The organism is Streptomyces flavofungini (assembly GCF_030388665.1).
In the GTDB taxonomy this organism is placed as follows: domain Bacteria; phylum Actinomycetota; class Actinomycetes; order Streptomycetales; family Streptomycetaceae; genus Streptomyces; species Streptomyces flavofungini_A.
In genome coordinates this window covers 8416232-8435174 of sequence record NZ_CP128846.1, presented here as the reverse complement: position 1 = coordinate 8435174, position 18943 = coordinate 8416232, and the positions used below count along the sequence as shown (strand labels likewise).

Sequence of the window (18943 nt, the reverse complement as noted above, 5' to 3'; positions counted from 1 at the left end):
GGCGGCAGCAACGCCGTCTCAACGGGCGCACGGGTTGCGTCAGTAGTGGCGCCGCCGGACAGGGCGGACGCCGTTCGGCAGACAGTTGACGACCTGGTGGCGATGGTCGACGGCTTCGCCACCGCGGGCCCCCGGCACGTCCGGGCCGCCCGCAAACGCCAGGAAGCACGCATCGGCAGCCTCGTGCGGGCCGAGCGGGAACGCGCCCCGGTGTCGGCGACCGCGCAGGACCACCCGGACGGCACCCCCACCGCGCTCTCCGTGGTGGCCCGCCACCGGGACGCGGACGGCACCCTGCTCGACCCGCACAGCCAGATAATCGGCCAGGGCCAACAGGAAAGCGGCGCCGAAGGCCGGCGCCAGACCGTTCTCCCGCACGACGGCCCACGACTCCCGAGCTCCCCCTCGCCGGAGTTTGCACGGAGCACACGTGCGGGAGGAAACTGATATCAGGGGCCTTCTGGTTACTAGGAGGCGTCGTGATTGTTCTCGGCCTAATCCTGCTGATCGTCGGTTTGGTGGTCGGCATCGGCATTCTGTGGACCATCGGGATCATCCTGGTCGCGGTCGGCGTCGTGCTGTGGATTCTCGGCGGCATGGGACACGCATTCCGCGGCCGACGGCACTACTGGTGACGTAAAGCGGCATGGCGAAGCGATTCACCACGGCGGTCAGGGGGCACCCGGACCGCCGACACCGCGCTCCCGCTCCAGGCGGCCGTCCAGCCGGGCTGTCGTCGACTGGGCCTGCGCCGCCGCGGCACGGGCCCCGCACCCGGGCGGACGAGGTCGTCGACGGCCCTCTGCGCGCCGAGCCTTTCCTCGGACTGTGACGTCGCGTCGGCGTGAGCGCCACCGGCTTCCTGGAAGGCCGCCTCGGTGACCGGCCTCTCACCCGCTGACATCAGCGTGCCAGTGCGCTGCGGCCTTCCCCCGGCCGACTACGACACACAGCTGCAAGGAGACACACCGTGAGTGAACGTGCTGCCGTCTTCGACGTGGACGGCACTCTTGTGGACACCAACCACCTGCACACCGTCTGCTGGTGGGAGGCGTTGCGCCAGGCAGGACATCGTGTCGCCATGACGTCGGTGCACGGCGCCATCGGCCTCGGCTCCACCGACCTCCTGGAGCACCTCCTCGGCGAGGGCCGGGACCAGGACGAGGACTCCGCCATCAGCACCGTTCACAAGGCCCTCTACGGCACCTGGCACGAGCGCCTCGCCCCCTTCGACGGCGCCCGCGACCTCCTGCGGCGACTGCACGCGGACGGCTGGCCCGTCGTACTGGCCACATCGGCGAGCGGCCCCGAACTCACGGCGCTCAGGACGGCGATCGACGCGGACGAGGCGATCAGCGCGACCGCGAGCGCCGACGACGTGGACGCGGGCAAACCGGCCCCCGACCCGATCCACCACGCCCTGGACCTGGTGGGAGCACGGGCCCAGGGCAGCGTCTTCGTCGGCGACACGGTCTGGGACATGCGGGCGGGGCGACGCGCGGGCGTCCTTCCCGTCGCCGTACTGAGCGGCGGAGTGTGCCGAACGAGACTGGAGGAGGCAGGAGCTCAGGAGGTCTACACCGACACGGCCGACCTGCTGAACAACCTCAGCAGCAGCGCGTTCGGACGAGGCTGAGGTATCCGCCGCCCGAACCCGCGCTGTTTGCTCGCCGGAAGGCAGGGCAAGCGGAATGGAGTGCTTGGGACCACAGGCGCAGCTGCGGGAGCAGTGTGCCCGGACGCCGGTCCACTCGCTTCTCGCGGTCACCTCGTTGTCAGCACGTCTTGAGGAGGACCCCCTGATGGCGACTCGCCGCACGCACGACGAAGCCCCTGACACCCAGCAGACCTTCGCACGGCTCGCCAGGACCTCGCCGGGCCCGGAACACGACCTGTTGAGCACGGAGCTGGTCGAGGCCTGGCTGCCGATGGCCCACCGCATCGCGGGACGCTTCCGCAACAAGGGCGAGAACCAGGAGGACCTGCGCCAGGTCGCGGCGGTGGGCCTGGTCAAAGCCGTCGACCGGTACGAGCCCGTGCGCGGCCCGTTCGAGCCGTACGCCGTGCCGACCATCACCGGCGAACTGCGCCGCCACTTCCGCGACCACTCCTGGGACCTGCACGTCCCCCGGCGCGTGCAGGACCTGCGCAACAAGGTCCGCAGCACACGCCGCGAGCTGATGGACCGGCCCGGCCGCACCACCGAACCCAGCATCGAGGAGATCGCCGCGGGAGCCGGGCTGACCCTCGCCGACGTCCGTACCGGCCTTGAGGCCCTGGAGAGCTACAGCGCACTGTCCCTGGACGCCGAGGTCGGCGCGTCCGACGACGGGTTCAGCCTGTCCGACACCCTCGGCTCGCACGAGCCCGGCTACGACCTCGCCCTCGACCGCGAAGCCGCCAAGGACGGCCTGAGGCACCTCCCCGAACGCGAACGCACCATCCTGTACCTCCGCTTCTTCGAGGACATGACCCAGTCCCGCATCGCCGAGCGGATGGGCATCTCCCAGATGCACGTGTCCCGCCTGATCACCCGCAGTTGCGCGCAGGTCCGCCACCACGCCGACGGCGCATCGGCGAACCGGCGAGCCGCGTGACGCGCTCGTAGCGTCGTGATCACCGGTGTGGAGTGGACGACGTTCGTTCCTTCGGCACTGCTGCTGGCCGCTGCACCCGGAGCGAATCAGCTTCTGACGCTGCGCAAGGGGCTACGTCACGGCCTGGCTCCTGCTGTCAGCGCGTCGCTCGGCCGTTTCTCCGCTTTCGCGGTGATGGTGGCGGCGGTCGCGGCGGGCGTCGGAGCCGTGCTCGCCGCGTCCGAGGTGGCGTTCAACGCCGTCAAGTGGTGCGGTGTGGCCCACCTGGTGTGGCTCTGGTGTGGCTGGGGTACGGGCGGTCGTGGCCATGCTGGGCCTCGCGGCCCGGCTGGCGGCAGAGCATCGCTGAGGCCGGGCGTCGAGCCGGTGGCCGAGCTGCGGGCCGTGGTGCTGTGGGCGGACCAGGAGCGGCTCGGGCGGTACGACGGGCGGCGAGTACGGCAGCGGCCGCGGGACGGGGTCGCTCCGGCGCACACCCCGGTCCGCAACCGCCGCGGAACCTCATCGACCACCTGCCGACTCACGTCGACCTGCCACGAGATCAATTGTCAGGCAGGCCTCAGCGCTGTAGCGGTGGGCGGCTCCAGTGCCGGTGGGCGGCCATGGCCCCGGCCAGGGCTCGGGTGAACTCCCGGGCGTCCGGTCCGGTGGAGGTGTCAGTGACCACTCCGTGGTCACTGACGGGCCGTCCGGGCTCGGAGGCGATCCGCAGTCCCCGCAGGTCCAGCCGGCTGAGCGCGCCGACGCCGGAGCCGAGTGCGCCGATGGGTTTTCCATGCCGGTAGGCGTCTCGCAGGAAGCGCAGGTACGCCGCGTCGGGCCACGGCGCCGGACGAGCCGGTCCGCCCGGTATCAGGACCGCGTCGTAGAGGACCGAGGCGACGGTGGGCAGCGCGCGGTCCACGGTGTACTGGTTCCCGTCGGCTGCCGTCACCTTGCCGTCCGTGGCGGCGAGGGCTTCCACCACCGCTCCCTGTTCCTCCAACTCCACGCGCACGGCGTCGAGTTGGGCAGCGTCCACGCCCTCGCCCACCAGTACGGCGACCTGCCGGGTGCGAATGGAGCCGTCCCCGCGCAGGCTCTCCAACGAGAGGGCGGGAGAGGACGCCTTGCGCTCGACCGCGGCCGGGTCGCGTTCGGGTACGGGCACGCCGATCCCCTCGGCGACCGCAGCGGCCAGCGCGTGGTCCACATGCGCCAGTTCGGCGACGGTGCGCCGCCTGACCTGCCGGGCCGCCACCTTGCCCAGCTCGAAGCGGAACGCGTCGACGATGTGCCGCCGCTCCCAGTCGGCCATGCTGTGCCAGAAGAGCGCGGCCTGGCTGTGGTGGTCGGTGAAGCCGGGGCTGCGGCGGCGGATCTTGGCGCCTTCGACGCGTTCGGTGAGGTGGGTGAAGGCACCTTGCTCGGCGCCGGCGAGTGCCGGGCAGCCGCCGCCCAGGGAGTTGGGCGTGTAGCTGGTGCCGGTGTGGATCGCGTGCTGGTGGAAGCCGTCGCGCTGATTGCTGCGGACCGGGGCGACGGGCTGGTTGACGGGGATCTGGGCGAAGTTGGGGCCGCCGAGGCGCATCAGCTGGGTGTCCAGGTAGGAGAAGTTCCGGGCCTGGAGCAGCGGGTCGTTGGTGAAGTCGATGCCGGGAACGAGGTTGGCGGTGTGGAAGGCGACCTGCTCGGTCTCGGCGAAGAAGTTGTCGGGGTTGCGGTCGAGCACCATCCGGCCGATGGGGCGGACCGGCACCTGCTCCTCAGGGATGATCTTCGTGGCGTCCAGCAGGTCGTAGGGGAAGGCGAACTCGTCCTCCTCAGCGACCAGTTGTACGCCCAGTTCCCATTCGGGGAATTCTCCGTTCTCGATCGCCTGCCACAGGTCGCGGCGGTTGAAGTCCGGGTCGCGGCCCTGGCACTCCTGGGCTTCGTCCCACACCAGTGAGTGCGCGCCCAGCTTCGGCTTCCAGTGGAACTTCACGAACGTGCCGCGCCCGGTCGCGTCCACGAAGCGGAAGGTGTGCACACCGAAGCCCTGCATCATGCGGTAGCTGCGCGGGATGGCGCGGTCCGACATCAGCCACATGATGGCGTGCAGCGTCTCCGGCTGGAGGGAGACGAAGTCCCACAGTGTGTCGTGCGCGGAGGCGCCGGTGGGAATCTCATTGTGCGGTTCGGGCTTGAGGGCGTGGACGAAGTCGGGGAACTTGATCCCGTCCTGGATGAAGAAGACGGGAAAGTTGTTGCCCACCAGGTCGTAATTGCCCTCCGCGGTGTAGAACTTGGTCGCGAAACCGCGGACGTCGCGCACGGTGTCGGCGGAGCCACGCGGACCCTGCACGGTGGAGAAGCGGACGAAGACCGGAGTGCGCACCGAGGGGTCCTGGAGGAAGGCGGCGCGGGTGAACTCCGCGCAGGATGCGTACGGTTCGAAGAATCCGTACGCGCCCGCACCGCGCGCGTGCACCACCCGCTCGGGAATCCGCTCATGGTCGAAGCGGGTGATCTTCTCACGGAAGTGGAAGTCCTCCAGGAGAGTCGGGCCGCGTTCCCCTGCGGTCAGCGAGTCGTCGGTATGGCCGACTGCGACCCCTTGGTCCGTGGTGAGCGGGCCGTCTGCCGGGTCGGCGGCCCGGTAGGCGTCGCGCTGGGACTGTTTGCGGTCCTGGGACGTCATCGGGGACTCCTTGCTTCGATTCCGGTGGTCTGGGTGGTGGCGCATTCGGGGGTGAACGCCGCGCGGAACAACCTCGGGACGAACGCCGCGCAGAGCACCCCGAGGCCGTCCGGTCTGCGGCGCGTGATGGCGGCGTCGGGCCCCGCTGTCACGGACGGGATGTGATCCTGCGGCGCGTCGGACTCGGTCGAGCAGAGCCACCTTCCCTGGGTCCCGCTGCTTCCCCTGGGGCCAGGACAGGGGCCCGGGAGTGGTCCATCAGGTCGCTCATCTCGACTGCTGCGGACAACGGACAGCTGGCCGGGTATCCCCGAGAACCCTCACAAAACCGTCTGCGGACCACGGTCCCCGTTTCGTGGAAGCGCGAGCCCGAGGGCCGGTTTGCCGTGGGCCTGCGGGGTACTTGCCCGGGGCGCGAGACCACACCCACGACGGGAGGAACAACGTGACCACCGCACGAGAGATCATGACGCCTGGCGCCGAATGCATCGGCGAACAGGAAAGTGTGCTGCAGGCCGCCCGGAAGATGGCCGAACTGGGGGTCGGCGCCCTGCCGATCTGCGGGCGCGACGACCGCCTCAAAGGCATGGTCACCGACCGCGACATCGTCATCAAGGTACTCGGCGCCGGCCAGGACCCCGGGAAGGCCACCGCCGGTGACCTCTCCCAGGGCGAAGTGGTCACCGTCGGCGCGGACGACAGCGTCGAGGAGATCCTGCGCACCATGACCACGCACAAGGTGCGCCGTCTCCCCGTCATCGACAAGCACCGCCTGGTCGGCATCGTCGCCCAGGCAGACGTCGCCCGTGCGCTGCCCGACCCCCAGGTCGGCGACCTGCTGGACGCCCTCTCCAGCGAGTGACGGCCGATCGACGACGCAGAGCGTCCAGGGGCGTTGTCCGTCCAGCCCCGTAAGCGGCCCTGCGTGAAGGGAAGACGACACAGGCGCGTCCGACGACGACACAGGCGCGTCCGACACAGGTGCGTCGGGGACACAGGTGCGTCGGGGCCGCGTCTCTGCTCAAGCGCTCGGTCTCTGCTCAAGCGCTCGGGCGGGGAGCCGGTGCGGGCAGTGTGCTCATCGTCGGCCCGTCCGAAGGCGCAACCGTCCCCACCGTCCGAGGACGGCCGCGCCGCCCGCGGCTGCCGCGAGGATGACCGCGGTGGTGCGGGCGGGGTGGCGGGCGAGTGCCGCCTGCGGGGAGTGGCCGGCCGCGCGGTCGTCGAAGGCCCCGTGGGCGCCGTGGTCGCGACCGTCTTCCTCGTCCGCCGGCTCCCAGAGGTTGCCGTCGGCGGCCGGCTCGTGGGCTGCGCCGGTCTGCTGGGCGTCGAATCCGGTGCGGGCCAGATAGCGGTCGAGCAGGGCGGGCGCCAGGCGGTTGGCCCACAGGGTCGCGAGCGTGGAGGCGCCCACGTAGTACTGCTTGCGGCCGGGATGATCCGCCGCGTACACGATGGCGCGGGCGGCGACTTCGGGCTGATGGATCGGCGGCACCGGCTGCGGATGTTCGGGCAGCCGGGAGCGCACCCAGGAGAACTGCGGAGTGTTGACGGCGGGCAGGTGCACCACCGTCAGGCTCACCCGGCTGTGCTGGTGCAGGAGTTCGGTGCGCACCGCCGAGGTGAAGCCGTTGACGGCGTGCTTGGCGCCGCAGTAGGCCGACTGCAGCGGGATGGCCCGCTCGCCGAGCGCCGAGCCGATCTGCACGATGGTTCCCCGGTCACGGGGCAGCATCCGCTGGAGTGCGGCCCGGGTGCCGTTGACGAATCCGAGATACGTGACCTGGGTGACGCGCTCGTACTCCTGCGGCGTGATGTCGGTGAACGGTGCGAACACCGACGTGAAGGCCGCGTTGACCCAGATGTCGATGGGCCCGAAGGCCTCTTCCGCCAGCTGGGCCGCGGCCTCGACCTGGCGGTGGTCGGCCACGTCGCAGGGCAGCGCGAGGGCGCTGCCGCCGGCTTCCTCGACGTCGGTGACGGCTGCTGCCAGGCCCGCCCTTCCGCGGGCCAGCAAGGCGATGCGGGCCCCTCGGGCGCCGAAGAGGCGGGCGGTGGCCCGGCCGACCCCGGCGCTCGCGCCCGTGATGACCACGGTCTGCGGCATTGCCGAATTCCTCTCTCGCCGTGACCGGCCGCTCCTCGCCGGCCGGAGGGCCGGACAGCGCGTCCGGTGCCGGACGGGGTGCCGGTTGGTCCGTCAGCCGGCACCGTCGCGCTTCCCTTGTGCCCGTGACGGGCGGTTCACTGGCCCTCGTCCGCGCCCGGCCGCTCGGGCCGGTGCCGACCGCCCGGCAGCATCTCCTGCACCTTGGCCTTGAAGCCCTGCCGGACCATGCCCGCGCGGTCGCTGTCCCCCTTGAGGATGGAGGTGACCGCGGCCTCGATCTCATCGAGGGAGGCATGCGGCGGAATGGGCGGCACGGCGGGGTCGGTGCGGAAGTCGAGCACGAAGGGCCGACGCGCGGACAGCGCCTGGTGCCAGGCGTCCGCCACATCACCGGGCTTCTCCACGCGGAGGCCGCCCAGCCCGATGGACTGGGCGAAGTCGGCGTAGGGGACATCCGGGATCTCCTGGGACGGCAGGAACTGCGGGGCGCCCGACAGGGCCCGCATCTCCCAGGACACCTGGTTCAGATCCCGGTTGTTCAGCACGGCCACGACCAGCTGCGGGTTCTCCCACTGCTCCCAGTACTTGGCAGCGGTGATCAGTTCGCTCATGCCGTTCATCTGCATCGCGCCGTCGCCGACGAGGGCGATGGCCGGGCGCTGCGGGTGGGCGAACTTGGCGCCGATGGCGTACGGGACGCCGGGTCCCATGGTGGCCAGAGTGCCGGACAGCGAGCCGCGCATCGCGCCGCGCACCCGCAGGTGGCGGGCGTACCAGTTGGCGGCGGAGCCCGAGTCGGCGGTCAGGATCACGTCATCGGGCAGCAGGGAGTCCAGCGCGTGCACGACGTACTCGGGGTTGACGGGGTCGGCGTCGACAGCGGCGCGCCGCTGCATGACCTCCCACCAGCGTGCGGTGTCCTTCTCGATCTTCCGCCGCCATTTTCCGTGCTTCTTCGGCGTGAGCCGGGGCAGCAGCCGCTTGAGGGTCTCGTGCGCGTCACCGACCAGGTTGACCTCGAAGGGGTAGCGCATCCCGACCAGGTGCGGATCGATGTCGATCTGGACCGCGCGGGCCTGGTCCAGGTCGGGCATGAACTGGGTGTAGGGAAAACTCGACCCGATGACCAGGAGCGTGTCGCAGTCCCGCATCATCTCGTAACTGGGCCGGGTCCCCAACAGGCCGATCGCGCCGGTCACATACGGCAGGTCGTCGGGGAGCGCGTCCTTGCCCAGCAACGCCTTGGCGACCCCGGCAGCCAGCACGTCGGCGGTCTGCTCGACCTCGGCCCGAGCGCCGCGCGCGCCCTGCCCGATGAGGATCGCCACCTTCTCGCCGGCGTTGAGGACCTCGGCGGCCTTGGTGATCGCGTGGTCCGCCGGGACGGGCGCGTACGCGGCCATGCCCAGGCTGGAGGGGACCATCTTGAAGGCATGCGCGGGCGGGGAGTAATCCAGTTCCTGCACATCGGCGGGGACGATGACCGCGGTGACGGTGCGACGGGCGTAGGCGGTGCGCATCGCCCGGTCCAGGACGTTGGGGAGCTGTTCGGGGACGGTGACCATCTCGCAGTAGTCGCCCGCGACGTCCTTGTAGAGGCTGAGCAGGTCGACCTCCTGCTGGTAGGAGCCGCCCAGCGCGCTGCGGTCGGTCTGTCCGACGATCGCGACCACCGGTACGTGATCGAGCTTGGCGTCGTACAGCCCGTTGAGCAGATGGATGGCGCCGGGCCCGGAGGTCGCCGCGCAGACGCCCACCCTGCCGGAGAACTTGGCGTAGCCGACGGCTTGGAACGCGGCCATCTCCTCGTGCCGGGCCTGAATGAACCGCGGTGTGTTCGTTGCGCGGCCCCAGGCGGCGAGCAGTCCGTTGATGCCGTCGCCGGGGTAGGCGAAGACATGTTCCACGTTCCACTCCCGCAGGCGTTGCAGCAGGTAGTCGGAGACCTTTGTTGACACAGGAATCACCTTTCTGTTCAGCGGGATCGGGGCGCGGTGCGCTCTCGTTCCTCGATGGCCGCCGGGCATGGACGGCGAGGGCCGCAGTGCCGACGGCGGCGGCCGCACCCGCGGTGACCGGGCGCCTCGCGGTGGTCGGGGCGAGGGGCCGGGCGGCGAGCTTGTGCCGGTAGGGGGACCCGCCCGCGTAGCGCGTCCTGCGCCCGGTACCCCGCACACCGAGCCCCATGCACGGCGGGCACCGGACGGGCCGGCCGTCTTCAGGGCCCCGCGCGCGTCTGGCGCGCGCCCACCCAGGTACCCAGTGCGCGTCCGCGGTCGCGTGGCACGCGCAAGGGCACGGCGCCCACCGCGATGCCCATCTCCTCACGGCGTCCGCGACGGCCGCCGCGCGGGCATGACCCTGGTCGTCGGTCCGGTCCGGGAGAACACGCCGGCCCGCTGCGCCGCCGGCCTCGCCGCGCTCGCGGACACCGTGGTGACGAAGGCGGACGAGCGCCGCCTCGGTGCGGTCGCCGCGACCTACCAGCAGGGCAGGGCGGGCACTCTCCTGCGTCCGGCCCAGGACCCGAAGTGCACCGTGGAACCACAGCGCGCACGCGGGGAACGGCGCGGACCATGACCGCCGCCTCAGACAGTCGGGTAGCGCGGAGCCCCACACTGTGAGCCCCTTGGGGAAGAGCTTCACTCGGCGGAAGGACGTGTCATGCCCGCAGGATCGAACCGCAAGAGGGAACGTCAGTACGAGCACATCAAGGAAAGCGCGCAGCAGCGGGGCGCATCCACCAAGAGGGCCAAGGAGATCGCCGCGCGCACGGTGAACAAGGAACGGGCCCGCTCCGGTGAATCCCGCACGGCCAGCCGCACCTCCACCAAAGACCCCAAGTCGGCGTCACAGCGCGGCGGTGAACGCTCGCACCAGGGAGCCCAGGGGCCCACCAAGGACCAGCTCTACGCCGAGGCGCAACGCAAGGGCGTCAAGGGCCGTTCGTCGATGAACAAGGCGGAACTGGCCAAGGCCGTCGGCCGCTGAGCGCAGCATGCCGCGCACCGACGGGTCGTCCGCCGTGATCGTGATCGACATGGTCAACACGTACGACCACCGGGACGTCGACCTGCTCCTGCCGTCTGCCCGGAAGGTCGTGCCGGTCGTCGCCGATCTGCTCGCCGCGGCACGGCCACCATCGGCAGAGGAACCCGCCGCCCCAGGAGTGCGCGCGTCTCGGGCCCCTCGTCCCCGGAGGCGCACGTGGGTGACGGCGAGGGGTCCGGCCGCGTTCTGGCCCAGCACCCTGCGGGCCAGCGGGCCGGACGCCCCCCAGACCACGGCGGGCACCCCGGCTCCCAGGAGCGCGGCCCCGCACCAGAGTCAGGCGTTCACTCCGAGGCCGCCGCACGCCGAGCCGCTGTGGCTGCCGACGCCCCGGCCAGTCCGCAGCCGACCCCGACTGCCGGCTCCATCGCATCGACGCCACTGATCAGAGCGGACCACAGCGCGACAAGAACCACCCACCAGCACAGGAACTCCGCACCGGTGCGGAGAGCTCCGGCGCGCCAGCATGCCGTTCTCATGTCGTGCGGAGCCGGGGGGGAGGGTGTCAGGGCAGTCCACAGCGACGAGACAGTATGTGGCTACGGGCACGGTGGTCTCCTTGTCCACGTCTGTGACACGTCTTTCGCCGGCTACGGGTGCCCTGAGCGGGGGCGCGCACAGCGGTTCGATGCGACACCGAAGGCACCGCGCCAAAGCCGCTTCCAGGCCCTGCGCGGGCGACTGCCGAGAGCGCGCTCTTCCACGTACGCCCACTTCAGCACCCCCACCCGGACGCCTGCGTGTCGATGATCCGGGCGTGTCCTCGGGAAAGGTGCTCAGGATCCGTCCAGGAGCGGAAGGAGGAAGTCGTCCCAGCGGATACCGGACGTCTCACAGCCAAGAGGAACAAGGCGCTGTGTGAGGCCCAACCACTCGGCGATCACGCCCAGTTCCGTCTCCACGACCGCACCGTCTTCCGCGGACCGGAGACGTACGGGGAGAAGAGCCGGGCCGCTCAGCGGTCCGACGGGCCACACGGCGACCTCACCCAGGCCGTCGTGACGACGAGGTCCGAGCAGCAGCATTTCCCGGTACAGCACCCAGCGAGCCTCGGCGCCCTCTGCCGCGAAGGACTCTCCTCGATGGAGCGGAAGAGTGTTGCACTGGGTTCGTTGATCAAGGATTCTGTTGATACAGGTCGCTTCCCCCAGACCCTGTGGAGGCCCTCCTTGCCTACCGATGCCGGCCACCTTGGACATGGCTCCAACAAGGACGAGGCCACGGCCGAGCAGGTCGTGGAACTGCGCGACGAGGTCCAGCACCTCAAACACGCGGTGGCCTCGCACGAGACGGTCGACCAGGCCATCGGCGTCGTGCTGGCACTCGGTCAGCTGTCGCCGGCCGAAGCATGGGACGTCCTGAGAGAGGTCTCCATGCAGACCAACGTCAAACTCCGTACCGTTGCCGAGCGCATCGTCGAGTGGGGGCGGACCGGGAGCCTTGACGACGCGCTGCGCGCCGAGTTGGAGCGCCAGCTCGACATGCGCAAGAGGGAGCGGGCGACAAAGGACAGGTCGCAGGTCGGCGAGTGATCACGGACGCAGCTCGCAGATGTGTCTTCGACCCGTGACCTTCGCTGCCGCACGACCGATACTGCCGTCAAACTCAGTCGCATCCGTCTCGCCATCGGTCGCCAACGGAACGTCCGACATGCCGTCACCGAAGTCAGCGTCAGTACTGCCGGGACCCCCTCGGACCGCCACGATCCACAACTCGCCGTATGCGCTCTGACCTCGACGAACTCAGGTCAAGAGCATGCCCGCTCAGCCCTATCGGAGGTACCCATGAGGATGCTCATCAACGTGGCGGAGACCGTGGTCGCGGACGCGCTCAGGGGGATGGCGGCGGCGCATCCGGAGCTGACCGTCGACGTGGAGAACCGGGTGATCACGCGGGCGGACGCGCCCGTCGCCGGGAAGGTCGCGCTGGTGTCGGGCGGCGGGTCGGGGCACGAGCCGCTGCACGGCGGGTTCGTGGGGCCGGGGATGCTGTCGGCCGCGTGTCCCGGTGAGGTGTTCACATCGCCCGTGCCCGACCAGATGGTCCGGGCCGCGGCGGCGGTGGACAGCGGCGCGGGCGTGCTGTTCGTCGTGAAGAACTACACCGGTGACGTGCTGAACTTCGACATGGCCGCCGAGTTGGCCGAGGACGAGGGCATCCAGGTCGCCAAGGTCCTCGTCAACGACGACGTCGCGGTGACCGACAGCCTGTACACCGCGGGGCGGCGCGGCACCGGCGCGACCCTGTTCGTGGAGAAGCTGGCAGGCGCCGCCGCCGAGGAGGGCATGCCTCTGGAGCGCGTCGAGGCCGTCGCCCGGCGCGTCAACGAGAACTCCCGCAGCTTCGGCGTCGCCCTCAGCGCCTGCTCGACCCCCGCGAAGGGCTCCCCCACCTTCGACCTGCCCCCCGGCGAGCTGGAGCTGGGCGTCGGCATCCACGGCGAGCCGGGCCGTGAGCGGCGCGCCATGATGACGTCCCGCGAGATCGCCGACTTCGCCGTGGACGCCGTCCTGGACGACCTCACCCCGACCGACCCGGTCCTCGTCCTCGTCAACGGCATGGGCGCCACGCCGCTCCTGGAGCTGTACGGCTTCAACGCGGAGGTCCAGCGCGTCCTGCGCGAGCGCGGGGTGCCCGTGGTCCGCACCCTCGTCGGCAACTACGTGACGTCCCTCGACATGGCGGGCGCCTCGGTGACGCTCTGCCAGGCCGACGAGGAACTGCTGCGGCTGTGGGACGCGCCCGTGTGCACCGCGGGGCTGCGCTGGGGCATGTGACCGAACGGTGTCGGGCCCCGCCCCGCCCTTCGCGGGCCGCGCCCCGGCCCCCCGCACCGCCGGTCGGGCCCCGGCCCCCCCTACCGCCGGTCGGGCCCCGCGCCACCGACTCCGGGCCCCACGGCCCGGCGCACCGAAGCATCGACGACGCAAGGAGTTCCCGTGCTCGACGCCGATTTCCTCCGCCGCTGGCTGACCAACGCCGCCACGGCGGTCGACCGTGAGGCGGAGCGGCTCACCGAGTTGGACTCGCCCATCGGCGACGCCGACCACGGCAGCAACCTCCAGCGCGGCTTCACGGCCGTCGCCGCCGCTCTGGAGAAGGACGCCCCGGACACCCCCGGCGCCGTCCTGATCCTGGCGGGGCGGCAGTTGATCTCCACCGTGGGCGGCGCGTCCGGGCCGCTGTACGGCACGCTGCTGCGCCGCACGGGCAAGGCGCTCGGCGACGCCGCCGAGGTCGGCGAGGCCGAGTTCGCCGACGCCCTGCGTGTCGGCGTGGACGCGGTGGCAGCGCTCGGGGGCGCGGCACCGGGCGACAAGACGATGCTGGACGCCCTGGTCCCCGCGGTCGACGCGCTCCCCACGTCCTTCGCCGCGGCCCGCGCCGCCGCCCACGAGGGTGCCCTCGCGACCACGCCGCTCCAGGCCCGCAAGGGCAGGGCGAGCTACCTCGGCGAACGCAGCATCGGACACCAGGATCCGGGGGCCACGTCGTCGGCCCTGCTGTTCGAGGCGCTCGCCGAGACGGCGGAAGGGGCGGGGCATGCGTGACCCCAGGGGCGGCGGGGGCGACGTGGGCGAGGGCGAGGGCGGCATGAGCGGTGCGGGCCGCCGAGGCAAGGGCGGCGAGGAGCAGCAGCGATGAGTGACGACAGCAAGCTCGTCGGGGTCGTGCTCGTCTCCCACAGCGGGCCCGTCGCCGAGTCCGTGGCGACGCTCGCGACGGGCCTCGCCGGGGGCGGCACCGCGCCGGTGGCCGCCGCGGGCGGCACGGAGGGCGGCGGCCTCGGCACCAGCTCCGAACTGATCGCCGCCGCCGCGCACCGGGTCGACCGGGGCGTGGGCGTCGCGATCCTGGTCGACCTCGGCAGCGCCGTCCTCACGGTCAAGGCCCTGCTCGCCGAGGGCGACGAACTCCCGGACGGCGCCCGCCTCGTCGACGCGCCCTTCGTCGAGGGCGCGGTGGCGGCGGTCGTGACGGCGTCGGCGGGCGCGGACATCGCGGCGGTGGAGGCGGCGGCGCGGGAGGCGTACACGTACCGGAAGGTGTGACGTACGCGTACCGGGAGGTGTGACGTACACGTACCGGGAGGTGTGACGTACACGTACCGGAAGGTGTGACGTACACGTGCCGGAAGGCGTGAGGTGCCTCAGGGGCGGCAGGGTCCGGGGCCCTCCGGCCGGCCGCCCCGCGCGCCCCACCGCCCCCCGTGAACTGCCCTCCCCCGCGCCCCCGCGCCGCCCGACCTCTTGATGTGCCCCCGTCACCCCTGTCAAATTGGTCCGGACCAATCGCGTCGAGTGGAAGGCACGACCGTGCGACGGACCCCCCACCCGCCCCGCCACCGACTCTCCCTGATGTCCGCCTGCCTCACCGTCACCGCGGTCGCCCTCGGGGCGAGTTCGTGCGCCTGGGGCGGCGGCGACGGCAAGAGCACGCGACCCCCGTCCGCGCCCCGCGGCCTCACCGTGCAGGCGGGCAGCGCCACGTCCGTGCACGTGATGTGGAACAGCACCACCGACGGCTCCGACATCGCCGGCTACGAGGTCTACCGGGGCGCCGCCAAGGTCAAGGACGTCCCCGCCGACCAGCACATGGTGGACATCACCGGCCTCGAACCTGCGGCCACCTACACCTTCTCCGTGCGGGCCCGCGACGACGACGGCAACGTCAGCCCCGACAGCAAGAAGCTGCGGGTCACCACGCCCGCCGCGACCACCGCCGACCGGAAGGCCCCGTCCCGCCCGCGCACGCTGCGCGGCGAGGCCCAGGGCGGGCACGCGGCGACGCTCGCGTGGGGCGCCTCGAAGGACAACCGCAGCGTGGCGTCGTACGAGATCTACCAGGGCGACTCGAAGATCCACAGTGTGGGCGGGGGCACCACCGACACACTGATCACGGGCCTGCGGCCGGGCACGACGTACACGTTCACGGTGAAGGCGCGCGACGCCGCCGACAACTTCTCGGCCGCGAGCCCCGCCGTACGCGTCAGGACGGCCGCGGGCAAGGGCAGCGGGCGGGCCACCGCCCCCGCGGACTTCAGGGCGCGGACCCACAAGTCCGGCGACGGGGCGTACTACATCGACCTGACCTGGAAACCCCCGCACACCGGCGGGGCCGTGACGGAGTATCAGATCCATCTGGACGGGAAGAGCGCGACCTCCTTGGTGTTCGGCGGGACGGCACCCCAGGGCAGGGCGAAGCACAGCTTCTACGTCGGCCGGACGGCCGGTGAGACGCACCGCGTGAAGCTCCGGGCCAAGCTGCCCGACGGCACCTGGGGCCGCTACTCCCCCGAACGGACCGTCACCACCGCGCGGAGCGGCCCGAAGTAGGTGATCTCGTTCCGCTCCATGGGGATCTTTCGGCCTTTATGATCACCGCGGGCCCCCAGGGGGAGGCCCGTGCGACATCAGGAGGGGAACATGTCCGGAGTCTCCAGGCGGTCCTTGCTGGGCTACTCGGGTTCGGCAGCGGCGGGCGCGGTGCTCGCGTCCGCGGGTACGGCACAGGCGGACGACAACGGCGGCGCCGCGGACGCACGGCCCGCTCAGGCAGCCGAGGGCAGTGGGTCGGAGGTGACATTCGCCCCGGGGACGGAGTTCAGCGGGCGCGTGCAGCACAGCACGGGCTACGCGGAGCTGTCCATGACCTTCAGCGTCCGGGTCGAGGAGCCCTCCGGGCAGCAGGTGGTCACGCCCATGGACGTCGCGGAGGCCCTCAACGACCTCGCCGCCAAGCGCGGCTGGCCGCCCATCACCTTCTACGGGACGCCGCCGAAGGCCCGTCTGAACTGACCCGGGCGGCCGACCGCGAGAGCCACCCCCGCACCGGACGCCGATCGGGTGCGGGGGCCCTGCGGCCGGGCCCGGGTCACCCGGCCGGACGGCGGCCCACGGACCCCGCCCCGGCCCTCCCCGTGCCCCGGCGCCGCAGCAGCAGCTCCGCCGTCCGCAGGCACCACGCACGTGTCTCGCGCTCGAAGGCGAGCCCGCGCTGGCAGGTCAGATACGGGCCGATCCGCTGCCCCCCATGCAGGAACTCCTCCTCGTCCAGTTCCCCGCGCAGCCGCACCAGGAGCTTCCCGAGGACCTCCGCCTTGGCCTCGGCGACCGCCGCCCGCTCCTGGAGCTGGGCGATCACCGGCGCCGGGTCGACGCCGTCGACCGCCTGCACCTTGACCAGCAGGTCGTCCCGGATGAACGACGGCTTCGCGGCCGCGGCGGCGAAGCGCTCCAGCTCGGCGACGCCCGCGTCCGTGACCCGGAACATCCGCTTGTTGGGCCGCCCCTCCTGCACCACCTCGCGCCCGGAGACCAGTCCGTCGCCCTCCAGGCGTGACAGCTCGGCGTACAGCTGCTGCGGGAGCGCGTGCCAGAAGTTGGCGACGCCGATGTCGAAGCCCTTGGCCAGCTGATAGCCGCTGAACTCGCCGTCGAGCAGTGCCGCGAGCACCGCGTGCCGCAGAGCCATGTCCGACCTCTCCCTCTTCTTCCCCGGGTCTTCCCCAGGCCTTCCCCGGGTCTTCCCCGGGCTTTCGCCCTCTCCCTCGGGCCGCCCGGGGATTTTCTTCCGGGCCGCCTCGCGCAGTCTTCCCTTCCGGGCGCCGCGTCGCCATGATAGTCATCGATCTGACTACTCAGATTCTTGACTATGGAGGTTCACATGGCCACCGCACCGTCCGCCGACAGCGCCCCCGCCCCGGCCCGCGACGCCGTCGCCCGCTTCCGCGACGCCGTCGAGAAGCGTGAACTCGCCGCGCTCGACGACCTGTTCACGCCGGACATCCGCTTCTACAGCCCGGTGAAGTTCCAGCCCTTCGAGGGCCGCGAGATGGTGGTCGGGCTCTTCGGGGTGCTGCTGCGGCTCTTCGAGGACTTCCGGTACGTCGGGTCCTACGAGGGCGCGGCGCAGACCAGCTCCGACGGGAGCGAGGCTCCGTCGGCCGTCCTGCTGTTCCGCACGACCGTGTCCGGCAAGGAGATCCACGGCATCGACCTGCTGCACTTCGACGAGGCCGGCCGGATCAAGGAGTTCACGGTGATGGTGCGCCCGCAGTCGGCCGTCCAGGCGCTCGGGCAGGCCGTGTACGCGGGCCTGGTCGCCGACGGCCTGGTGCCGCCCCTCGCCGAGGAAGGGTGACACCAGGCCGGCCGGGGACGGCGGCGGATCAGGCGGACAGCGGCACGTCCAAGCGCGCCTTGCGGTGGCTGAACGTCTCGATGGAGTGCGGGCCGTGGTAGGCGCCGAGCCCGCTCTCGCCCACGCCGCCGAACGGCAGCTCGGGGACGGAGAGATGAGCCATCGGCAGACCGAAACCGAGCCCGCCCGAGGAGGTCTCGGCGGCGAGCCGCTCCCGGGTGACGTCCGCCTCGGTGAACGCGTACAGGGCGAGCGGCTTGTCCCGGTCGTTGATGAACTCGATGGCCTCGTCCAGGCCTTCGACCTCGACGATCGGCAGGACGGGGCCGAAGATCTCCTCGCGCATGACGGGCTCGTCGGGCCTCACCCCGCCGAGCACGGTCGGCGCGATGTACTTCGTGGCCCGGTCGGTCTGCCCGCCGGTCACCAGGCGGCCCGAGCCCAGCAGCCCCGAGAGCCGGTCGAAGTGCCGCTCGTTGACGATCCGGCCGTACGCGTCCGACGCCGCCGGGTCCGCGCCGAACCGCTGCGCGATCGCCTCCGTGAGCGCGGCCTCCAGGGCGCGGGCGGTAGCCGGGTCGGTGAGGACGTAGTCGGGGGCGACGCACGTCTGTCCGGCGTTGGCGAACTTGGCCTGCGCGAGGCGCCGGGCGACCTCCGGCACGTCCACACCGGTGTCGACGAACGCCGGTGACTTGCCGCCGAGTTCGAGGGTGACGGGGGTCAGGTGCTCGGCGGCGGCGCGCATCACGATGCGGCCGACGGTGCCGTTGCCGGTGTAGAAGATGTGGTCGAAGCGCTGGGCGAGCAGCGCCGTGGTCTCGGGCACGCCGCCCTCGACGACGGCCACGGCGTCGGTGTCCAGGTACCTCGGCAGGAGCCGGGCGACGACCGCGGAGGTGGCGGGCGCCATCTCGCTGGGCTTGACGACGACGGCGTTGCCCGCGGCGAGCGCTCCGGCGACGGGGACGAGAAGGAGCTGCGCGGGGTAGTTCCACGGCGCGATGACGAGGACGACACCGAGCGGGTCGACCTGCGTGCCCGCGCTCGCCCGCTCCCCGAAGACGCCGCTGACGTCGACGGACCGCGGACTCAGCCACTCCTGAAGGTGGTCGAGAGTGTGGTCGATCTCCCGGACGCTGAAGTCGATCTCGGAGCGGTAGGCCTCCGCGCGGGGCTTGCCGAGGTCCGCGTGCAGGGCGTCCGCGATGTCCTCGCGGTGCTCGGTGAGCATCGCGCGCAGCCGGGTGAGCTGACGCACGCGCCAGTCGAGGGGGCGGGTGCGGCCGGTGCGGAAGGTGGCGCGGAGGCGGGCCACGAGGGCGGCGGGGTCCTCAAGGCCGGAGGGGTTCGCGGAGGTGGCGCTGTCGTTCATGGGGT

At 71.6% G+C, this 18943-nt stretch carries 20 protein-coding genes and 2 pseudogenes; 16 read left to right on the top strand and 6 right to left on the bottom strand.

The features are described 5' to 3' along the window. Positions 1-96 precede the first annotated feature (96 nt). From QUY26_RS41245 to QUY26_RS36510, 6 genes and pseudogenes are all read left to right on the top strand, one after another. Complete coding sequence (locus tag QUY26_RS41245) at positions 97-447, top strand: hypothetical protein (RefSeq protein WP_436840463.1); 351 nt, start codon at positions 97-99, stop codon at positions 445-447. A 32-nt stretch (positions 448-479) separates the two neighbouring features. Next, on the top strand, positions 480-635 hold the full coding sequence (locus QUY26_RS36530; RefSeq protein ID WP_289954385.1) for a DUF6131 family protein: 156 nt from the start codon (positions 480-482) through the stop codon (positions 633-635). A 335-nt stretch (positions 636-970) separates the two neighbouring features. After that, on the top strand, positions 971-1636 hold the full coding sequence (locus QUY26_RS36525) for an HAD family hydrolase (RefSeq protein ID WP_289954382.1): 666 nt from the start codon (positions 971-973) through the stop codon (positions 1634-1636). Between the two features lie 166 nt (positions 1637-1802). Further along, a complete protein-coding gene (locus QUY26_RS36520; RefSeq protein WP_289954381.1) occupies positions 1803-2597 on the top strand; it encodes a SigB/SigF/SigG family RNA polymerase sigma factor in 795 nt (264 codons plus the stop codon). Positions 2598-2612: 15 nt separating this feature from the next. After that, a pseudogene (locus QUY26_RS36515) lies at positions 2613-2813 on the top strand (LysE family translocator); the annotation flags it as partial. A 129-nt stretch (positions 2814-2942) separates the two neighbouring features. Beyond that, positions 2943-3074 (top strand): annotated as a pseudogene (locus QUY26_RS36510) (GNAT family N-acetyltransferase); the annotation flags it as partial. 82 nt (positions 3075-3156) lie between these two features. On the opposite strand, the gene QUY26_RS36505 reads toward QUY26_RS36510, so the two are convergent. Next, positions 3157-5259, bottom strand: a complete 2103-nt coding sequence (locus QUY26_RS36505) for a catalase (RefSeq protein ID WP_289954378.1) — start codon at positions 5257-5259, stop codon at positions 3157-3159. 445 nt (positions 5260-5704) lie between these two features. Between QUY26_RS36505 and QUY26_RS36500 the strand changes: the two genes are divergently transcribed. After that, positions 5705-6121 carry a CBS domain-containing protein gene (locus tag QUY26_RS36500; protein ID WP_289954377.1) on the top strand — a complete coding sequence of 139 codons (417 nt, stop codon included), beginning with the start codon at positions 5705-5707 and terminating at the stop codon, positions 6119-6121. A gap of 216 nt (positions 6122-6337) precedes the next feature. On the opposite strand, the gene QUY26_RS36495 is transcribed toward QUY26_RS36500, so the two are convergent. Continuing rightward, complete coding sequence (locus QUY26_RS36495) at positions 6338-7366, bottom strand: SDR family oxidoreductase (RefSeq protein WP_289954374.1); 1029 nt, start codon at positions 7364-7366, stop codon at positions 6338-6340. A 137-nt stretch (positions 7367-7503) separates the two neighbouring features. Beyond that, the gene (locus QUY26_RS36490; RefSeq protein ID WP_289954370.1) at positions 7504-9327 is read right to left on the bottom strand and encodes a thiamine pyrophosphate-requiring protein; all 1824 of its coding nucleotides are present in this window, start codon (positions 9325-9327) and stop codon (positions 7504-7506) included. A gap of 397 nt (positions 9328-9724) precedes the next feature. On the opposite strand from QUY26_RS36490, the gene QUY26_RS36485 reads away from it, so the two are divergent. Next, positions 9725-9949, top strand: coding sequence for a hypothetical protein (locus QUY26_RS36485; RefSeq protein ID WP_289954369.1), 225 nt, complete (start codon positions 9725-9727; stop codon positions 9947-9949). A gap of 84 nt (positions 9950-10033) precedes the next feature. After that, on the top strand, positions 10034-10360 hold the full coding sequence (locus QUY26_RS36480; RefSeq protein ID WP_289954367.1) for a plasmid stabilization protein: 327 nt from the start codon (positions 10034-10036) through the stop codon (positions 10358-10360). 836 nt (positions 10361-11196) lie between these two features. Here QUY26_RS36480 and QUY26_RS41035 read toward each other — a convergent pair. Then, on the bottom strand, positions 11197-11619 hold the full coding sequence (locus QUY26_RS41035; protein ID WP_354670736.1) for an SsgA family sporulation/cell division regulator: 423 nt from the start codon (positions 11617-11619) through the stop codon (positions 11197-11199). Between QUY26_RS41035 and QUY26_RS36470 the strand changes: the two genes are divergently transcribed. From QUY26_RS36470 to QUY26_RS36445, 6 genes are all read left to right on the top strand, one after another. After that, positions 11590-11952, top strand: coding sequence for an ANTAR domain-containing protein (locus QUY26_RS36470; protein WP_289954364.1), 363 nt, complete (start codon positions 11590-11592; stop codon positions 11950-11952). The two genes, QUY26_RS41035 and QUY26_RS36470, sit on opposite strands and share 30 nt — an antisense overlap. Before the next feature lie 252 nt (positions 11953-12204). Then, entirely contained in the window at positions 12205-13197 is a 993-nt protein-coding gene (dhaK, locus tag QUY26_RS36465; RefSeq protein ID WP_289954362.1) for a dihydroxyacetone kinase subunit DhaK, read from the top strand. A gap of 162 nt (positions 13198-13359) precedes the next feature. Then, positions 13360-13971, top strand: coding sequence for a dihydroxyacetone kinase subunit DhaL (gene dhaL, locus QUY26_RS36460; RefSeq protein WP_289954361.1), 612 nt, complete (start codon positions 13360-13362; stop codon positions 13969-13971). 90 nt (positions 13972-14061) lie between these two features. Further along, positions 14062-14472, top strand: coding sequence for a PTS fructose transporter subunit IIA (locus QUY26_RS36455; RefSeq protein ID WP_289954357.1), 411 nt, complete (start codon positions 14062-14064; stop codon positions 14470-14472). Positions 14473-14736: 264 nt separating this feature from the next. Further along, positions 14737-15756, top strand: coding sequence for a fibronectin type III domain-containing protein (locus QUY26_RS36450; RefSeq protein WP_436840462.1), 1020 nt, complete (start codon positions 14737-14739; stop codon positions 15754-15756). A gap of 90 nt (positions 15757-15846) precedes the next feature. Further along, a complete protein-coding gene (locus QUY26_RS36445) occupies positions 15847-16218 on the top strand; it encodes a hypothetical protein (protein ID WP_289954355.1) in 372 nt (123 codons plus the stop codon). 76 nt (positions 16219-16294) lie between these two features. Here QUY26_RS36445 and QUY26_RS36440 read toward each other — a convergent pair whose 3' ends face one another. After that, positions 16295-16894 (bottom strand): PadR family transcriptional regulator, encoded by a 600-nt coding sequence (locus tag QUY26_RS36440; protein ID WP_289954353.1) that lies wholly within the window; start codon positions 16892-16894, stop codon positions 16295-16297. A gap of 192 nt (positions 16895-17086) precedes the next feature. Here QUY26_RS36440 and QUY26_RS36435 point away from each other — a divergent pair, with 192 nt between their 5' ends. Beyond that, on the top strand, positions 17087-17563 hold the full coding sequence (locus tag QUY26_RS36435; RefSeq protein WP_289954352.1) for a nuclear transport factor 2 family protein: 477 nt from the start codon (positions 17087-17089) through the stop codon (positions 17561-17563). A 28-nt stretch (positions 17564-17591) separates the two neighbouring features. Here QUY26_RS36435 and QUY26_RS36430 read toward each other — a convergent pair whose 3' ends face one another. Continuing rightward, positions 17592-18938 carry an aldehyde dehydrogenase family protein gene (locus tag QUY26_RS36430; protein ID WP_289954350.1) on the bottom strand — a complete coding sequence of 449 codons (1347 nt, stop codon included), beginning with the start codon at positions 18936-18938 and terminating at the stop codon, positions 17592-17594. Positions 18939-18943 lie beyond the last annotated feature (5 nt).

Coding starts and splice junctions, on each gene's coding strand:
- QUY26_RS36520 (WP_289954381.1), top strand. CDS start 1,803: ATGGCGACTCGCCGCACGCACGACGAAGCCCCTGACACCCAGCAGACC.
- QUY26_RS36505 (WP_289954378.1), bottom strand. CDS start 5,259: ATGACGTCCCAGGACCGCAAACAGTCCCAGCGCGACGCCTACCGGGCC.
- QUY26_RS36495 (WP_289954374.1), bottom strand. CDS start 7,366: ATGCCGCAGACCGTGGTCATCACGGGCGCGAGCGCCGGGGTCGGCCGG.
- QUY26_RS36485 (WP_289954369.1), top strand. CDS start 9,725: ATGACCCTGGTCGTCGGTCCGGTCCGGGAGAACACGCCGGCCCGCTGC.
- QUY26_RS36480 (WP_289954367.1), top strand. CDS start 10,034: ATGCCCGCAGGATCGAACCGCAAGAGGGAACGTCAGTACGAGCACATC.
- QUY26_RS41035 (WP_354670736.1), bottom strand. CDS start 11,619: ATGTCCAAGGTGGCCGGCATCGGTAGGCAAGGAGGGCCTCCACAGGGT.
- dhaK (WP_289954362.1), top strand. CDS start 12,205: ATGAGGATGCTCATCAACGTGGCGGAGACCGTGGTCGCGGACGCGCTC.
- QUY26_RS36455 (WP_289954357.1), top strand. CDS start 14,062: ATGAGTGACGACAGCAAGCTCGTCGGGGTCGTGCTCGTCTCCCACAGC.
- QUY26_RS36445 (WP_289954355.1), top strand. CDS start 15,847: ATGTCCGGAGTCTCCAGGCGGTCCTTGCTGGGCTACTCGGGTTCGGCA.
- QUY26_RS36440 (WP_289954353.1), bottom strand. CDS start 16,894: ATGGCTCTGCGGCACGCGGTGCTCGCGGCACTGCTCGACGGCGAGTTC.
- QUY26_RS36435 (WP_289954352.1), top strand. CDS start 17,087: ATGGCCACCGCACCGTCCGCCGACAGCGCCCCCGCCCCGGCCCGCGAC.
- QUY26_RS36430 (WP_289954350.1), bottom strand. CDS start 18,938: ATGAACGACAGCGCCACCTCCGCGAACCCCTCCGGCCTTGAGGACCCC.